Below are 15,752 nucleotides of genomic sequence, written 5' to 3'. Positions count from 1 at the left end.
AAAATGCTGCTCTGAACTGTGAGAAGCTATCCCTAACGGCATGGCTCAATGGCGTTCAACTGCTGAATTTAGGGTTAAGGGAAGCGACCCGCAAGAATGCAGAGACAAGCAAGAAAAAACGTCAGACACGTTTAAGTCCGGGAGAAAAGAAAGACCGGAAGCGTATGGCTATGGTGGCGACTGTTTACACTGTGCGGGCAAACCCACGCTCACCAGAGTCCATCATGAACTCTGAAAAGAAAGCGGACAATGTCGTCAAATTTCGACCTCCAATACGCAACAAGAGGGTTTGGGCCAGTGTTGAGAGGGACGGAGAAACAGTCATCGAAGAAGCCTTTGATGAGGCTCTCAAGCGTGACCCGGAACGAAAACGACAATGGGTTGTCGTGGTCGATGGGCATCCGCATCAACTGAAAATGATTGAAAGAGTCGCCCGCAGAAAACAGGTCAAAACCAGCATCGTAATGGATTTCATTCATGTGCTGGAATATCTGTGGAAAGCCGCTCATTGTCTGCATGATAAAGGTGATAAATCTATTGAGAAATGGGTTGAGCAGCAAGCACTGAAAATTCTTCATGGGCAGTCTGGCTGGGTAGCCAGGGGCATAAAGCAAAGTGCCACGAAACGAAAATTGAAGAATCGGGAAGCTGTTGATAAATGTGCTGGCTATCTGCAAAAAAACAGAGACCGGCTTTGCTACGATAAGGCGCTACGCTCAGGCTTTCCTATTGCCAGCGGAGTGATTGAAGGCGCTTGCCGACATTTGATAAATGACCGTCTTGATATAACAGGCGCACGATGGAGTCTGCAAGGCGCGGAAGCTATTCTGAAGCTTCGCTCAATAAACTCCAGTGGAGACTGGGATGAATACTGGTCATATCACCATTCGTGCTCTAAGAAACGAAATTACGGTGAGTTGGTGGTGAATAGGGGGGCTTCGTCGTAGCAAATGAACCGCACCCAAATCCTTTGGCCTGAACTTGCCGGGTGCCGTCTGCTTGTCCTGTTTCCTGGCCAACTCCTGCCGTTCTTTACGGTGCCGGGTTTTATACCGCCCAGCCTGGTCAAAACGTGGGTCACGCTGGCGAAACTGGTTATCCGCAATATATGCATTGACGCCCTGATCCATCAGCTGTTGCAGATTGTCTCTGCTGTGGAAGCCACTATCTGCCGTAATCACCGCAGACTCCATGACATCACGGGTGTCATCCAGCAAGTGGCAATGCTGACGTATTGCTTCCACCATAGGAATCAGTGCGGGCTGCTCCAAGCCACTGCCATAAGCCTCGGCGTGCATGATTACCTGATGTTTATTGTCCACGGCAGCCACACCGTTATAGCCCTGGATCACGCCTTTGGAGGTTTTCATCTTGGCACTGTCAGGGTCTGGTGTGTCACGAGAGCAGAGTCGGTCTGCTCGTAACTGCAATAGAGATGGAGGTGGGCCCTCCGGTGGCGGCTTCTGGAAGCGACCACCAAACCACTGTGAGCTGCGCTGATTAAGAGTCAGGGTGGTGAGCGTCACAGAAAAGGCGCAACAAGATTGCGTCAGGTGTGAAACCTGAAGATGAACGCAAGTAAACCAATGATGACGTGTCGTAAGCGTGTATTTTGACATCAAAAGTGGAGGGCAGATCCACTCCATGATGAGCTCAGGGGAAATCCAGTTACTGCCTGAGTGGTGTCCGGCACAAAGTTGGCATGAGCAGGTTTCAGGCTCTTTTGCGGAACGTGAGAACCTGTCGCTCTGGTGTTAAGGGAGCCAGCCAAGCTGATGAAACAGCAAGGCTCTGAGTACCAATACAGAGCACAGGGGCGGATCAGCCCGTAATAGTGATGAAGCACCTGTAATGGGTGTGGAGCTAAGGAGCTGACTTATCCAGCGGAAGGAGTAGATCAACCAGTTAAATGGGATGAGTCTATGACCGAAGCAAAACCGTTCACAATTTCAAAAAGGCTTGTCTGGCAAGCCTGGCAGAAGGTGAAGGCCAACAAGGGAGCCGCCGGCATTGATCGTCAGTCACTGGCTGATTATGAAGTCAATCTCAGCGGTAACCTGTACAAACTATGGAACAGGATGTCATCGGGAAGTTACTTTCCTCCCCCCGTCATGCGTGTAGACATCGAAAAGAAAGATGGAGGCACGAGACCGCTGGGAGTACCGACAGTAGCTGATCGCATAGCACAAACTGTGGTCAAATTGATCATAGAGCCATTAGTGGAACCAGTTTTTCACGAAAACTCCTATGGTTACCGGCCACATCGAAGCGCTCTTCAGGCGCTGGCGGTAGCGCGGAAGCGCTGCTGGCGGCGTGACTGGGTGATTGATCTCGATATAAAAGGTTTCTTTGACAATCTTGATCATGACCTCATGATGAAAGCAGTGAGGCACCATATACAGGAACCTTGGGTGCTGTTGTATATAAAACGTTGGCTGGAAGCGCCTGTTGATGATGGCAAGGAGAAAATCACAAGAGTCAAAGGGACGCCACAAGGGGGAGTTATTAGCCCTCTCTTGGCAAACCTGTTCATGCACTACGCATTTGATCATTGGCTGGAGCGGCACATTCCGAATGTCTGGTTTGAGCGCTATGCTGATGATGCGGTGATCCACTGTCGCACAAGACAGGAAGCGGAGTTTGTTCTGGAGCAGGTCAGAAACCGGTTAAAAGACTGTGGTCTGGCATTGCATCCGATAAAGACAAAGCTGGTTTATTGCAAGGATGATGATCGACCGGAAAAGCATGAAAACACCTCGTTTGACTTTCTGAGCTACACCTTTCGTCCAAGGATGACCCGCAGCAAGTACGGCAAGTTCTTTGTCAGCTTCCTGCCCGCTATAAGCAAGGCTTCGGCTCAGCATATACGGGATACCATCAGAGAGCTGGCAATACCTACCAAACGTTCGCTGTACTCGCTGGAGGAGCTGGCAAAGCTGATCAATCCGATAGTACGGGGCTGGATCAATTACTATGGAAAATTCTATCCGTCGGAATTGAAGAAAGTACTGAACTATGTGGAAGCGACGCTGGTTCGCTGGGCTATGGGCAAATACAAGAAATTGAGGGGCCGAAAATGGCGGGCTTCCCGATGCTTGGGGAGAGTGGCCAAAAAGGCTCCGTTGTTAATGGCACACTGGCGATTTGGCTGTGTGTCAGCGGTTGGATAAGAAGAGCCGTATGAGCTGAGAGGTTCAAGTACGGTTCTGTGAGCTGCTGAGGGGGAGGTTCCCTTGGTAGACTCGACTAACATTGCCCTTAAGCGGCTGCTTACGTTTATTACGTTTTTCTGGCTGGTCTTTCAGAAACGTCTTGATCCGTCTGGCGGCCTTACGTAACGATTTAATCCGCTGTTCATCTTCCTGCCGGTTTTTTGGGTTTACCTTGTCTGCTGCGTCTTCTTCCCTATGTTGTTGCATCAGACTGGCAATCATCATCTGCAGCTTTTGTTGCTTTTCTGCCAGCTCCTTGTGAGTGCCACTCCACTCTTTGCCTGCATTGGACGACATTTTGCGCCCATCAATGGCAAACATTTCATGGCCAATCAATTGGAGCTCATCGCAGATCATCAGTATTTGCAGAAACAGCAAACCAACCGGCTGGTGCATGCGGCTGATAAAATCGGCGATGGTGGTGAAATGAGGCTGACTGTCAGCAGACAGTGCCATAAACACCACATTCTTCTGGCAGGCCCTGGCAATCTGTCGACTAGAGGTAATGCCGCGAGAATAGGCGAACAGCACCACCTTTAGCAGCATAGCCGGATCGTAAGCCGGACGACCGCTGTCATCATTCTTGTAGTGATCATAAAAGATGGAAGTGTCCATCTCATGATCCACCAGGTAATTCAGGGAGTACTCGAATGTTCCGGGAACCAGCTGTTCAGACAAGTTAACCGGGATCATCAGGTTCTGGTTGGTGTTATACGGCAGAAACTTCGGCATAGCGCGGGTTCTAATGGTTATCAGGGGCACTGCAGGTATTTTACCAGAAACAGCCCCGTGTCGCCTGTGTCCCAGAGGTTTTTCTACAGGCTCAACGCTTGGTTGTGGGGCGCCGAAAGTGTCCCAGGAGCGCAGCGACGAACACCAACCACTTGTTAGGCGAATTTCACTCAAATTTTAAAAGTAATATCACCAATGTCTTGAGTGATTTGTGGTTTGCTTTTTTGCAATTTCTTCAAATTTTCAATGTTTTGGCTTGGATGTCTATATGTATTTGTTCCAACAGATATTGGACACTCAATTACGTTAAATTCTGAAAGCCAGTTTCCAATGGTGAGATTTCCAGCATAGCCACCATGATGTGGTGTCACAAGAATAATATCCTTTCCTGTATAACGAGTTTTTATGGCATCATAAATTTTTTCATAATGATGGTCACCCGTCATTCAGCACCTATATCAGGAATAAATCTCTTGGTACGGTCGACCAAGAATTGAAATGATGGTTAATTGCCTCTCCTGCAAGCCAACGACATGTTTTTCATGACCATCGACCAATAAAACATTAATTCCCTGAAAGCAAAAAAATACCCAGCGTGCAGTCGGATTCTGATAGGGCTTTCGCTTCATATCCGGAAAGAACCTACTCTGACGCTTTAATTCATGCCTGATTCGATGCTGTATCGCTGCGTAGACTAACAGGCAAAGCGTCATCACCATAAGCAACGCTTCTATACGTTCCGGCTTCTTTAAAAACAGCGAGGAGACCAGAAATTCAGGGCTTTTAAGAAACCGAAATCCACGCTCCACCGACTGCTGTGATTTATAAGTGCTCAACACTTCTGCTGAACTTAGCCGGCTCCTGTCCAGATCATTTGTTGCCAACACAAAGCACCCCAGGGAAGCCTCTGCTACTTTACGACAGTCAACGGATACCCAAGGATGACCGCTGACATAATACTCCACGCTATCTGGTTTGCTGTCTTTCTCCGGACGTCCCACTTTGGTATAGCATGGTTTTGTCGTAATTACAGGTTCTGCCTGACAATAATTGCTTTTTGATTGCCACTCATTGAACGCACGCAATGCGTCCGTTTCACACTTGAACGGTTTCTTCGCCAGCTTGCTGGTCAGTGCTTCCGCTTCTTTTTCTGACTTTTTCAACAGTTTTTTGAGCAGTGTTTTCTGTTCGCTTTTCCGAGCCTGTTCACTGCGAATCAGAACCCACCGTTGAGATACATCCGCATAGTCGGACAGTACTTCGCAGCTCTCATAACCTTCGGCATCTTCAACCGGTGTCATCGCACAAGAAGCGACACTGTCCACAAGCTCTCTTGCGGATTTTATTTTAGCCGGAACCCGGGTGATGAACTGTTGCTTTTGCTGATGCAATATCTGTACATTGTCTGTTGTATAAAGTGCAGCATCGCCGATCAGGTAACGATTATTCAGCGCCTCTTTGTAGCATTTCAAATGCTTGCTGATGACTTTTTTAAAATTAGTGTTGTCGTTTATATTGCCACTGGATGCGGCCATGAATACGGGAATACCCGCCTGATTTTCAGTCATTAGGAGCAGTATCGCCTGATTTAATTCAGGTCGGTGATCTCTGCTGTATCCACGACAGATTTTAATGCAGTTCAGATCTTCTTCATCGACTTCAGACTCACTGTTATAACGACCGTCCACATGAAAGCTGGTTGAATCAAGATTCAGAGCATTACACGGCAGTTTCAAGACATTAACGGCCTTGACAGCCAGTGATAAATAGACCTCACTTACACCCAGTTCAAAAATTTGATCCAAGGCTCTGCCGAGTACACTTTCGTTGATATGTTCCGGCTCTATACCCGGCCGAATAAGTTTATCCAGTGGTTTGTCGGCGTGAAACTCAGGGAACATGTGGAGTGTGCGAGCAGTGAAGCCCAGTCCGTTAAGCAGCATTGAGACAACGGTTTCTCCGAAGGAAATCTTTCTGGTTTCAGATTGGTTGGGAACCAGAGAATCCAAGAGGTTAGCGATCCCGAGCTCTTTGCACATACCGGCCACCAACCCCGTATGGTCGATGCGTTGAATGTGAAATTGATGAGGTTGCATGGCATATGCTCAGTCTGAAAATTTTTTACATTTTAGATGGTTTTAGGAAATTCTCAGATTAAGTGCTGAATGACGGGTCACCAGTGAGGATGGTAATTTTACTATTTCCTTTTATGACGAGTACGATTCCAGTTTGATTTCTGGATCTTCCATTAACAGCTCTATATACATCAACAGAGTTAGATGATGATACTTGGTTTAAATTTATTGCTCTACCGGTGCGTTTAGTGCTTGGAGAAATTAATGTTAGTCCTACGTTTTTAGATTTCAAATGTTCTACAGTACTTTTATATACATTTGAATTGGGAATATTAGAGGGTCCATAAATATATTTTATTCCTCTAAGATGGTGATCACTTAAATACTTTAATGCTTGAAAGTGATCCATGTCCCAATGGCTAATTATTATGCAAATTTCTTTGTTTTTGAAGGTGGAAAATCTCTTTTCTACAAGGTCTTGTATTTCTGAAGTTTTGTATCTAGATGAAGCCCCTGTATCATAAATTAAGATTTCATTATCTGTATGTATTTCGTTCCAATTACCTTGCCCGCAGTTGATTACTGACAATTCCTTTATTGTGTTTTTAAATCCAATCTCAATATCGGAAAATACTTTATAATCATGTTTGGATTGGCTTGTTAAATACTGCGTGTAATTATCAATTGATTTTTTTACTTTTATAATTCCTGAGTACCCACCACTTCCTTCGTCATCTTCACCGATATCGTCATATTCTGACTTAGAGAACAGCTTTATTGGTAGAGAGTACCAAGAGCCAGGGTGCATTCGGTGTCTACCAGAATACCGTAGTCTTAAATTGTAGAATTTATCAGGATTGTATTCGGCAGTTTGAGAAATACTTTTTAATAGAGTTCTACCGCTTTCAATCGAATCAAAGTCAATTGTATATTCGACATCCTCACCATTTATCTTTGAGATGTAGTTTTCTATGTAAATTTTTATATGTGACGGCACGATATATCCTTATTTGCCTAACCCCCGCTTGTACGGCGGCGTCGCCGTCCGAACGAAGCTCTTGGTACGCCCGGCATGGGCATGAACTTATGGGGTGAAAGTCCCCTGTGGGTAAACCAGCATCGGATCTGGAGCCGAATAAGCCCACCGATGATAACCACTAGCTTAAGGCAAGTGCAATCTCGCGAGGGATTGTGCGGAGGCAGTCTGACTGCAAAAGTGCGAGCCGACGGACAGAAATCGTATACAAGGTCGAGTCTCGTGGGCGAGTGAGCCAAAGATCACAAAGCCCTCTGGTTTGAGAGATACGGTAAATGCGGCGGTCGCCTGCATGGATGCAGGTGAGGGGCGTGAGCAGGACGCGGAAGCCTTGTGCACTGACAGTTCATGCTCTTATCCGGGGAGGTCTGTTCAACATGCGATTGGTCAATCCCAGTTCTCAGCTACTGGTTACAACAGGCTCGGCGGACAGGGCTCATCATCCTGTTCGAGCAAACCCGATGACCACCAATAGCGCCCGCAGGAGTAATTCTGTATGGTGATTGAACAGAAGTCAGCAGACGTCATACGACTGCATGGATGCAGGAGCTAGAGTAACGCAGGAGCAGTTACCGCGTAGTTGTTCGACAGGAGTCGCCAACGAAGGACTGAACATAGAAAGCAGAGAGGAGTCATGTACCCTCAATAGCGAACGAGCCGACTGGCTCTTATTGATCTTTGAATATTATACGTAACACTGCCTGCAAGCATAACTGGTATCGTGTAACCTGAAGAGTAAGCGTTCAAACAGGGTACAGACTCCCCCTACTTGTCCAGAGGCGCTTTTAACGGATTTTTCCCAAAACGCTCTTTCCAATTCCGGGGAATCAGCTCATTGATTTGTCGGGCGGGGTGGAGGCTGACTCTTTGGAGGACGTCAACCAGGTACTTGTAGGGGTCAATATCTTGCAGGCGACAGCTGACCAGCAGGCTCTGGATGATGGCAATATGCTCTGCACCCGTTTCTGTCCAGCTAAACAAGTAGTTTTTTCTTCCCATTGGGATACATCGGAGTAATCGCTCAAGATGGTTGGTGTCCATCTGAACATCCGGGTCATCCAGAAACACTCTCAGTGACGCTTGATGGTTTTCAGCATACGCCAGTGCTTTGCTCAATGGGTTCGTTTTGGTCAGTTCCGGCCTCTGCCGTTCCTTACGGCACCAGTCAAAAAACTCATCCACAAGAGGTAGTGACTCCTCCTGTCGGATGCACTGCTTCTCGTCTCCGGCAGTGTCGGTATCACGAATACGTTTTTCTACGCGATACAGTTTGCCGATCAGGGCGAGTGCATGAGCAACGGCTTCAGGTTCATCGTCTTTCGCCCAGTCAAAGTACCTGCGACAATGCACCCAACACTGAGCTTGCGTGATGTCAGGGTGTTTTTTGCAGTAGCTGTCATAAACACCGTAGCCATCAGTCAGCAACACGCCTTTAAAGTCTTTCAGTAGTGGCTCGATGTGCCGTGTAGATCGGGTCAGTGACAGGGTAAACGCCACTTCGTTCCGTTCGCCATAGACCGGCCAGAACCAGGCTTTCTGCATTTTGCCTTTTTCCTTGCGGCCTGCTTTGCCCGGTGTTTCGTCCATGGCCAGTATGCGGCTTTCCAGCACACTCTTTAATAAGGCACTATGTACTGGCTTGAGCAGTTCAATGCTTCTATAAACCAGGTTGGTCAGTGTCGTCCGGCTCAGTTTGACTCCGCTGAGTGCCATGCGCTGATGCTGGCGGTATAAAGGCAGGTGGAAGACAAACTTGTCGATCAGCATTCCAGCCAGCAAACTGACATCGGCAATGCTGCGGTCAAAAATGCCGGAAGGGGCGGCTACTGTCGTCAGGGTCTGGCTGGGCTTATGCCTGACTACTGGGCGACGCTGTTCATGAATGACGTAGCTGCCGGGGCGCTGAACCAGTGTTCGGGTGGTTTTATAGTCAATGACTTCGTATTGATCCGCATCCTCACCCTGCAGTTCCGGTGCTGGCAATTCAGTGACTTCAACGGGTACCCGTTCGTCAAAGCGAAGCCCTTCATCGGTGACGCAATCGTCGGAACGCTGCTTCTTGCGTCGTTCGTAGGTGATGGTTTCTGTTTCAGGGGGCGGTGTTGTCTCTGGCTTGGCGAAAATCTCACCAAGGTCTATCTGGTCAGGGTTATCAATAGTCAGTCGTTTTTCGGACTTCTCACCAAATACCTGCCGTTTAAACCAGTTGAGCTGCTGTCTGGCAGAAGAAAGTTCCTGAAGTGCTGTATCCAACGCTGACTGCAACTGGCGGTTTTGCAGTTGCAGGTCAACGGGATTGGCGGTTTCAGAATGATTCATGGGGTATGACTATAGCTGCTTTTCAGCAGTGTGCAGCTCATGGTCATAACGTTTAAATTTCTGGACAGAGCTGAGGTCAATGCCTTCAAGCAAGAGTTTCAAATCGGTCCAGCATAATGAATGTTTTGTGGCATCCTGCCAGTGGTGGCGAAAAGTACCCTGTTCAAGTCGTTTGCTCCAAATGCAGTAACCGCTGCGGTCAAAGTAGAGTATCTTGACCTGGTTGCCTTTGCGGTTGATAAACACAAACAGCTGTCCACTGAGAGGGTTCTCCTTGAGCTGGTTTTTGACCAGTGCCGACAGGCCATCATAGGACTTACGCATGTCAGTCGGCCGGGTGCATAACCACACCCGAACACCGGATTCAGGGAAAAACATGTTACTGCCGCATGCGAAGGATGACGTTGCCGGGGAGTTCGAGTTCAATGTCCCAGGTCTGTTTGGGCAAAGGTTCTGAGGCAACCGGCAACTCTATAAATTCAGGGGCTTTCTGTTCTGCTGGCTTGTCGTTATTGTTCAGTTTTTTCTTCCAGTTATAAAAGGTAGCCAGGCAGAGTCCTTTAGACCGGCAAAACTCGGACTGAGTGGCAGTACCGTTTTGTTGTTCGGTGATAAGGGCTTGCCACTGGCTTTGGCTGAGTCGTTTGGGTCGGTTTGTTTCTGTAGCCATGGTGATCTCCGGCATGATGAATGCCGGAGTAGCATGGGCTGTCATGGAGAGTTTGGGTAGACGTCCTTAAATGACCGGTTTCCCTGAAGAATCCTTTGATTGTTTCAGGACTTTTTTGCAAGCTTCCCATCTTGCCCCGGATGAACTTTATAAATTCATCTTTCGTCTTCAGGGCAACCTTTCCAAGCTTTTCTTTAAGGTGGTTCCAAACTTGTTCATCCGGATTCAGTTCCGGTGAATAGCCCGGCAGTAAGTGAAGATCGAGCAGCCTTGGCTCCTGTGCCACATATTCTTGCGTGTGCTTTGCCTTGTGTGCAGGATGTCCATCTGTGATTACAATCACGGGTTTATCAACGCTTCGAACCAGAGATTTAAGAAAGTTTACGAAGGCAAAGCGATCCATACTTCCTGTAACTCGATGCTGCAGTTTTTACTTAGGGAAGCAGCACTGTAGAATATACCAGTGCTTCGTCATTCCCGCAGAAGAGGCTGTCGCAAAAGGTGAAAAATGCGAAATAAACCCTGAACCGTCATCCCCACCTTCGATGGGTTGTTTTTCTCTGCTACTGCCCTTATTGCGATGAAGGATTACGGAGATCAGTTTCTGCCCGGAGCTCAGTAGTTACAATAACTTTTCCATCACGTTGTGTGACAATAGTTGTCTCTGTTAACGGAGTTGAATTAGTAACCACTCTAACCGGTGGTCTTTCTTCATTAGTTGAGCTGATATGGCTTACGCTGATTGTTGTGGGGGAGCCTAGGCCAGAGTTAAAAGAGCGTGTTGTTGTGACTACTCCGGCGGACGCCTGAATGAATACGGTTGTATCAGGCGTATTCGGGGCTGGGTGACGCTTTTCTATGTGCTTATGGAGTCTATCTCGTCGTGTATAACCAGATTTACAGACTGGGCAAAGAAACTTTTGCCCTGTATGGGCTTGCATGTGTCTGGTTAAATCACTCTTTGCGGTAAAACCTTTTTCACAGACCTCACAGATATATGGCTTTTCGCCTGTATGAGTTCGCATGTGTCTGGTTAAACTATACGACTGGCTAAATTTTTTTCCACAGACCTCACAGCTATATGGCTTTTCACCTGTATGGGTTCGCTTGTGTCTGATTAAATCAGACACATTGGGAAAATCTTGTCCACAGAAATCACAGCTATATGGATTTTCGCCTGCATGAGTTAGCATGTGTCTGGTGAGTTTGTACTGGGTCGTACAGTTCCTGCCACATTCTGAACATCTAAATGGCATACCAGAACCTCTTTTACTGCCATTAATGTTCCGGTTTCAAATCATAAGTCTGTTTCTGGAAATTACTGACATAGGAAAAACACGGTAAATTATAGTGCTTTCTGTGCTGTCTCGCGCATTGCGGTAGCGACTAGCTGAAATACAGCCTCACATCATTCGCCGCCCTGAGTTAAAGAAATGGGGTGTAGCAATTGTTCCGGAGCCGGTAAATTGTTGATTGCCGCTCCCCTTAAACAACACGCTCCATGCGCCCCAATGCTAAGCTGCGTCCAACAATTCAAATTTCTGAGCATGAGCTTTCAATGTGTCCGTTGCTTCCTGTCTTCCCAGGTCTCTACCAGCCATATGTCTACTCGACTCTCGTTTAGGCAGAGTGTCTTCCAACGCTAATGTAAGAGCCTGTAGCTCATTGTCCGGATCATCCGACTCCACCACCGCTTTTACCGTGTTAAGCAATGCTTCCGCGTTGAGGCGCTCGATCAGACAACCAACGGGCATCCCGGGCTGTTTGTTTTTTAGCAGGACGAATTGCTCAGGGTGCAGCAATAGCATATGTTCGCACAGCAGACTCAGAATCACGCCACGCTGCGATCCATCAGCACCTTGCTGCTTGCTCAATCTGTTCCAGCCGCAGTGGGCTTTCCAGTCCTGAATAAAAACCTCGACCAACCACCTCAAGGTGTAAAGCCTGACTATATCGGTATGTCGCCATGACATATCTGAAGCCACCAGGTAACGATAATCTTCCTCACCTTCATACTTCAGGGCAATAACAAAACGTCTTTTCCCATGAGCCTTAACATACAATCGAGCTGCTTGAATGGTGACTTGCTCTTCTTTGCCACCTCGGATCATAAGTTGGGCCTGAACTCCCTTTTGACGTGCAAAATAAGTTTTCAGGGCAGCTTCAGAATGACCTCTGTTAGACACTTTCTGGTTGGAGCGTAACTGGCTGATAACCTGGGCTCCGCCGGTTATCGCAGCTGCCTTATCCATGAAGTCTCCTGTGCCATACAATGCGTCAGCGAGTACACCTCTGATTGCGATTTCCGGGAACGCATCAACAAATTCTTGCAGCATATCCAGTGTCAACGACTGCATGGTGGGATAGCGAACATGGTCTGGTTCGGGGCGCGCAGGTCGCTCTTTGTTCTGAACACCTTGTTTCCTGAGCGACTTGTCTTTCTTCCTCCACGCCGACAATGCAGGGTCGGGTACATAGAAACGGAACCCTACCGGGAAGGTGGCTATTTCAGTGACAAGCACCATGAAGACCAGTTCCTGTCCGTTAAAGTAGCCGCCCGTTGATTTATCTTTTACCTTGTGGGCGCCGTCTATTTTGGAGGTTCGCTTGGTACGCTTCTTCCCTGTGTCGTCAGCTGCAAGGGTTCCGGCTTTTATCCCATAGCTTAAGAGTATGTTTCTGATGCTGGCCTGTAACAAGCTATGCCATGCTATTTCAGCCTTATAAAACATCCAGCACAGGCGGGTTGTTTTGAACTTGCCCAAACTTCTGCGTTCAAAAGCGGCCCAGTTAATGGCTTTGGTTACGACAATGCCCATGATAAAAACACCCAGTGTCACCTTCTGGCTTTTACTCAGCTGTGCAGACGAACTGATGGATTTGAGTGAGTTATTTAGTGCCTGTCCGAAAACCCTCAAACACTTGAAAACAGCAGCCTGCAGCCCCATATAGTTCTCGAAGATTTTACAAAACAGGCTGTTTTCACATTTATGCGCCAAACCATCAACCCACAAATGCAGTTGGGCGAGGTTGATATCTCTGCCATCACCTTTGACGCTAAGTCAAGAGACGACATCCCCCGTCTGCTGAAAGCTTTGCAGCACATATGGACAAACCTTGAGCTGCGTAATCAGGTTTTTCAAGTACTCGACACCATGACTTCCACAGACAAAAACAATGGCCGTCCTGGTATGGAGTTCTGGAAAATACTGGTGTTTGGCACACTTCGCCTGGTCACTAACTGCGACTACGACCGCCTGAAAGAACTGGCTAATGAGCATGGCACTCTCAGGAAAATGCTGGGTCACGGCCCTTACTGCACGCACTCTTACCATACTCAGACACTGCAGGATAATATCAGCTGCTTCACGCCGGAAATACTGGATCAGGTAAACCAGATTATAGTGGCAGCAGGTCATCAGCTCGTAAAAAAAAAGATGAACCGCTACATGGCCGTGCCGATTCGTTCGTAGTTAAAACCGATGTCCACTTTCCTACGGATATCGGCTTATTGAGCGACGCTTGTCGTAAGAGTATCGAGTTTGCGTCAGCTCTATCTGACCAGTATCGACTGCCGGGCTGGCGTCAGCGTGAATACCTGAAGGATCAGCACCGCAAGCGTTATAACAAAGCACGAAACCTGAAGCATTCCAGCGCTACCTGTGAATTGAAACAGCGCTTGCGGCAGCACGAAGTTGAAATGGCTCATCTTGAGTACATCAAGTACAGCACCTCAATTATCCGCAAAGCTGAATTGACCTTGTCTTTGCTGACCAAACAACAACCGGATGAGCCAAGGCTGGAGAACCTTAAATACCACATTGCCCATAGCCACCATCAGATAGACCTGATTTACCGGCGGGTTATTGAGTACGAGCAGATTCCTCATAATGAGAAGGTGTTCTCAATTTTTGAACCTCACACCGAGTGGATCAGCAAGGGGAAAGCCGGAACCCCGGTGGAGTTGGGATTACGGGTTTGCGTGTTGCAGGATCAGTTTGGTTTTACCCTGCATCACCAGGTCATGCAAAAGCAGACAGACGACCAGGTTACAGTGCCTATGGCAGAGGGTGCCAAAAAACGGTTTTCAGCATTAAGCCAGGTGAGCTACGACAAAGGTTTCTGGAGTCCGGGTAATCTTGAAAAGCTCGAAGTGCTGCTGGAACGTGCAGTTTTGCCCAAAAAAGGCAGGCTGTCAGCCATTGACAAAAAGCGGGAATCTCACCCGGAATTTATTCGGGCAAAAAGAAAACACTCAGCCGTTGAATCTGATATCAATGCACTGGAGGCGAACGGTCTCGACAAATGCCCGGATAAAGGCATTGAGGGTTTTAAGCGCTACGTTGCACTGGCGGTTGTTGCCGGTAATTTGAAGCGGCTGGGTAAAATTCTTCTGACCAGAGATCGTCAGTAACCTTCGAGCCAGATACCCGCTCCTTTGCTTTTGATCATGCCATGCGTGAGGGTTTACTATGCTCGGAAATAGGTGATTTTGATTAAATTTTGAGCAGCATAGTATAAAAACTGCTCTTGCACTGTGTTGGCAGTGAAATCTGATCACTATCAATTCCTGCCCGCCAGAATCAGAAGAGGTTTTTCAGGGGTTTTCTGACAGGCACTATTTAGAGCATCCAGAAAGGCGGTGACAGCAGGTAATGGGCGGATTAGCACAAACGACACTTGACGGTAATTAAGTTCCTATGCGATCTTACCTTCCAGCCTGCTGCTGTGGCTATGACGGAATCTCGCAAGGCCTGATTTCGGAGCCGCAGTGGTAGTCTACTTCTTTTTTCCTCCCCCGTGACACTCCCCTTCGAATCACTTAAAAACTGCAGCATCGAGTGTAAATGTTTTGTATCTCATTATCCCTTCGGAACTTACAACCGAAATAAGGTTTAACCTGTGTCTTGAGCCCGTAGCTTTCACGACAGGAGTGAGTCCCTTGACGCCCCACGTCCGACCACGATGACTTTCTGACTTGGCCGTAGATTCATCCAGAAAGAAAATAATGGCATCTTGCTCAACTGCTTTTTTGAGTATCTGCGGATAGCGGAGATTCAGCCATTCAGCAATTTTTTTTGGTCTTGCTGCCATGCTCCCCAACGGGGCTTCTGGGGGCTAAATCCCATCCGCTTAAGAAGCCTGGCAACAGAGGCTGATACATATTTGACCTGAAATTTCTGATCAATAAGCTTGGCGACTATCTGACAAGTGCAAAGTGGAGTTTGGTAGCCATAGTCTATGGGAGAATTGCTTCTGAGAATCAGGTGGAGTTGTTGTTGCTGCTCTGGAGATAGTTTTGGTTTAGGACCTGTCTTGCCTGTACGTGTTTTGAGGCCGTCCCAACCATTACTTTCATAACGATCAATCCATTCATAGACAGTCTTTCTTGACGTACCGTATTTGCGAGCGAGGCTGGAAGGGTTCATGCCTGCATGCCAGTCTCTAATGGCCTCAAATCGTATTTGTTCTCTGACCTGATCCGAGATTTTGCGTCCGTCAATATTATTCATTACTGCCTCATCTATGAAGCAGGAGATAATACCAAACGACAGGTGTTACTTATAATGCGTACAAACCAATACTCGATATTGGCGAAAGAATTTGAAACCAGCTCTGGCTAACACAGGGTGAGCAGACAGCCGAACCTCGGACTCAGGCAAGAGAATAGAGATGATAGCTACCAGCCATTGAATCCTGTGAAGGTT

16 protein-coding genes are annotated in these 15,752 nt (G+C 47.6%); 3 read left to right on the top strand and 13 right to left on the bottom strand.

What is annotated here, in order from left to right; translation table 11 throughout:
- The first annotated feature begins 11 nt into the window (after nt 1–11).
- Nucleotides 12–947, top strand: coding sequence for an ISKra4 family transposase (locus NX722_RS08810; RefSeq protein WP_322740970.1), 936 nt, complete (start codon nt 12–14; stop codon nt 945–947).
- Here the strand turns inward: NX722_RS08810 and NX722_RS08805 are convergent.
- On the bottom strand, nt 876–1,646 hold the full coding sequence (locus NX722_RS08805) for a transposase (protein ID WP_265442343.1): 771 nt from the start codon (nt 1,644–1,646) through the stop codon (nt 876–878). The genes NX722_RS08810 and NX722_RS08805 overlap by 72 nt on opposite strands.
- A 276-nt stretch (nt 1,647–1,922) precedes the next feature.
- On the opposite strand from NX722_RS08805, the gene ltrA reads away from it, so the two are divergent.
- A complete protein-coding gene (ltrA, locus tag NX722_RS08800) occupies nt 1,923–3,170 on the top strand; it encodes a group II intron reverse transcriptase/maturase (RefSeq protein WP_262567664.1) in 1,248 nt (415 codons plus the stop codon).
- 24 nt (nt 3,171–3,194) lie between these two features.
- Here the strand turns inward: ltrA and NX722_RS08795 are convergent, their stop codons facing one another.
- From NX722_RS08795 to NX722_RS08760, 10 genes are all read right to left on the bottom strand, one after another.
- Nucleotides 3,195–3,944: a transposase gene (locus NX722_RS08795; RefSeq protein ID WP_262567663.1), complete on the bottom strand. Its 750-nt coding sequence runs from the start codon at nt 3,942–3,944 to the stop codon at nt 3,195–3,197.
- A 170-nt stretch (nt 3,945–4,114) separates the two neighbouring features.
- A complete protein-coding gene (locus NX722_RS08790; protein ID WP_262567662.1) occupies nt 4,115–4,390 on the bottom strand; it encodes a ComEC/Rec2 family competence protein in 276 nt (91 codons plus the stop codon).
- A gap of 12 nt (nt 4,391–4,402) precedes the next feature.
- Nucleotides 4,403–6,040, bottom strand: a complete 1,638-nt coding sequence (locus NX722_RS08785; RefSeq protein WP_262564376.1) for an IS1634 family transposase — start codon at nt 6,038–6,040, stop codon at nt 4,403–4,405.
- A gap of 58 nt (nt 6,041–6,098) precedes the next feature.
- On the bottom strand, nt 6,099–7,016 hold the full coding sequence (locus NX722_RS08780) for a ComEC/Rec2 family competence protein (protein ID WP_262567661.1): 918 nt from the start codon (nt 7,014–7,016) through the stop codon (nt 6,099–6,101).
- 804 nt (nt 7,017–7,820) lie between these two features.
- Complete coding sequence (tnpC, locus tag NX722_RS08775) at nt 7,821–9,374, bottom strand: IS66 family transposase (protein ID WP_262567660.1); 1,554 nt, start codon at nt 9,372–9,374, stop codon at nt 7,821–7,823.
- A gap of 9 nt (nt 9,375–9,383) precedes the next feature.
- On the bottom strand, nt 9,384–9,752 hold the full coding sequence (gene tnpB / locus NX722_RS08770) for an IS66 family insertion sequence element accessory protein TnpB (RefSeq protein WP_262567659.1): 369 nt from the start codon (nt 9,750–9,752) through the stop codon (nt 9,384–9,386).
- A gap of 1 nt (nt 9,753) precedes the next feature.
- Nucleotides 9,754–10,044 (bottom strand): IS66 family insertion sequence element accessory protein TnpA, encoded by a 291-nt coding sequence (tnpA, locus tag NX722_RS08765; RefSeq protein WP_262567658.1) that lies wholly within the window; start codon nt 10,042–10,044, stop codon nt 9,754–9,756.
- A complete protein-coding gene (locus NX722_RS28825) occupies nt 9,935–10,471 on the bottom strand; it encodes a transposase (RefSeq protein ID WP_407648064.1) in 537 nt (178 codons plus the stop codon). Before NX722_RS28825 ends, tnpA begins: the two co-directional genes overlap by 110 nt.
- A 145-nt stretch (nt 10,472–10,616) precedes the next feature.
- The gene (locus NX722_RS28820) at nt 10,617–11,300 is read right to left on the bottom strand and encodes a C2H2-type zinc finger protein (RefSeq protein WP_407647971.1); all 684 of its coding nucleotides are present in this window, start codon (nt 11,298–11,300) and stop codon (nt 10,617–10,619) included.
- A gap of 258 nt (nt 11,301–11,558) precedes the next feature.
- On the bottom strand, nt 11,559–13,043 hold the full coding sequence (locus NX722_RS08760; protein WP_262567657.1) for a transposase: 1,485 nt from the start codon (nt 13,041–13,043) through the stop codon (nt 11,559–11,561).
- Between NX722_RS08760 and NX722_RS08755 the strand changes: the two genes are divergently transcribed.
- A protein-coding gene (locus NX722_RS08755) for an ISNCY family transposase (protein WP_262567467.1) occupies nt 13,035–14,458 on the top strand; the annotation gives its coding sequence in 2 pieces (ribosomal slippage) (nt 13,035–13,479 and nt 13,479–14,458; 1,425 coding nt in all). The genes NX722_RS08760 and NX722_RS08755 overlap by 9 nt on opposite strands.
- Before the next feature lie 404 nt (nt 14,459–14,862).
- Here NX722_RS08755 and NX722_RS08750 read toward each other — a convergent pair.
- Nucleotides 14,863–15,138 carry a transposase gene (locus tag NX722_RS08750; RefSeq protein ID WP_262567656.1) on the bottom strand — a complete coding sequence of 92 codons (276 nt, stop codon included), beginning with the start codon at nt 15,136–15,138 and terminating at the stop codon, nt 14,863–14,865.
- Complete coding sequence (locus NX722_RS08745) at nt 15,102–15,557, bottom strand: helix-turn-helix domain-containing protein (RefSeq protein ID WP_262567655.1); 456 nt, start codon at nt 15,555–15,557, stop codon at nt 15,102–15,104. The genes NX722_RS08750 and NX722_RS08745 overlap by 37 nt, the downstream gene beginning before the upstream one ends.
- Between the last annotated feature and the right edge of the window lie 195 nt (nt 15,558–15,752).

This window comes from Endozoicomonas gorgoniicola (assembly GCF_025562715.2).
Lineage (GTDB): Bacteria > Pseudomonadota > Gammaproteobacteria > Pseudomonadales > Endozoicomonadaceae > Endozoicomonas_A > Endozoicomonas_A gorgoniicola.
This window is presented reverse-complemented; position numbering and strand designations above follow the sequence as displayed.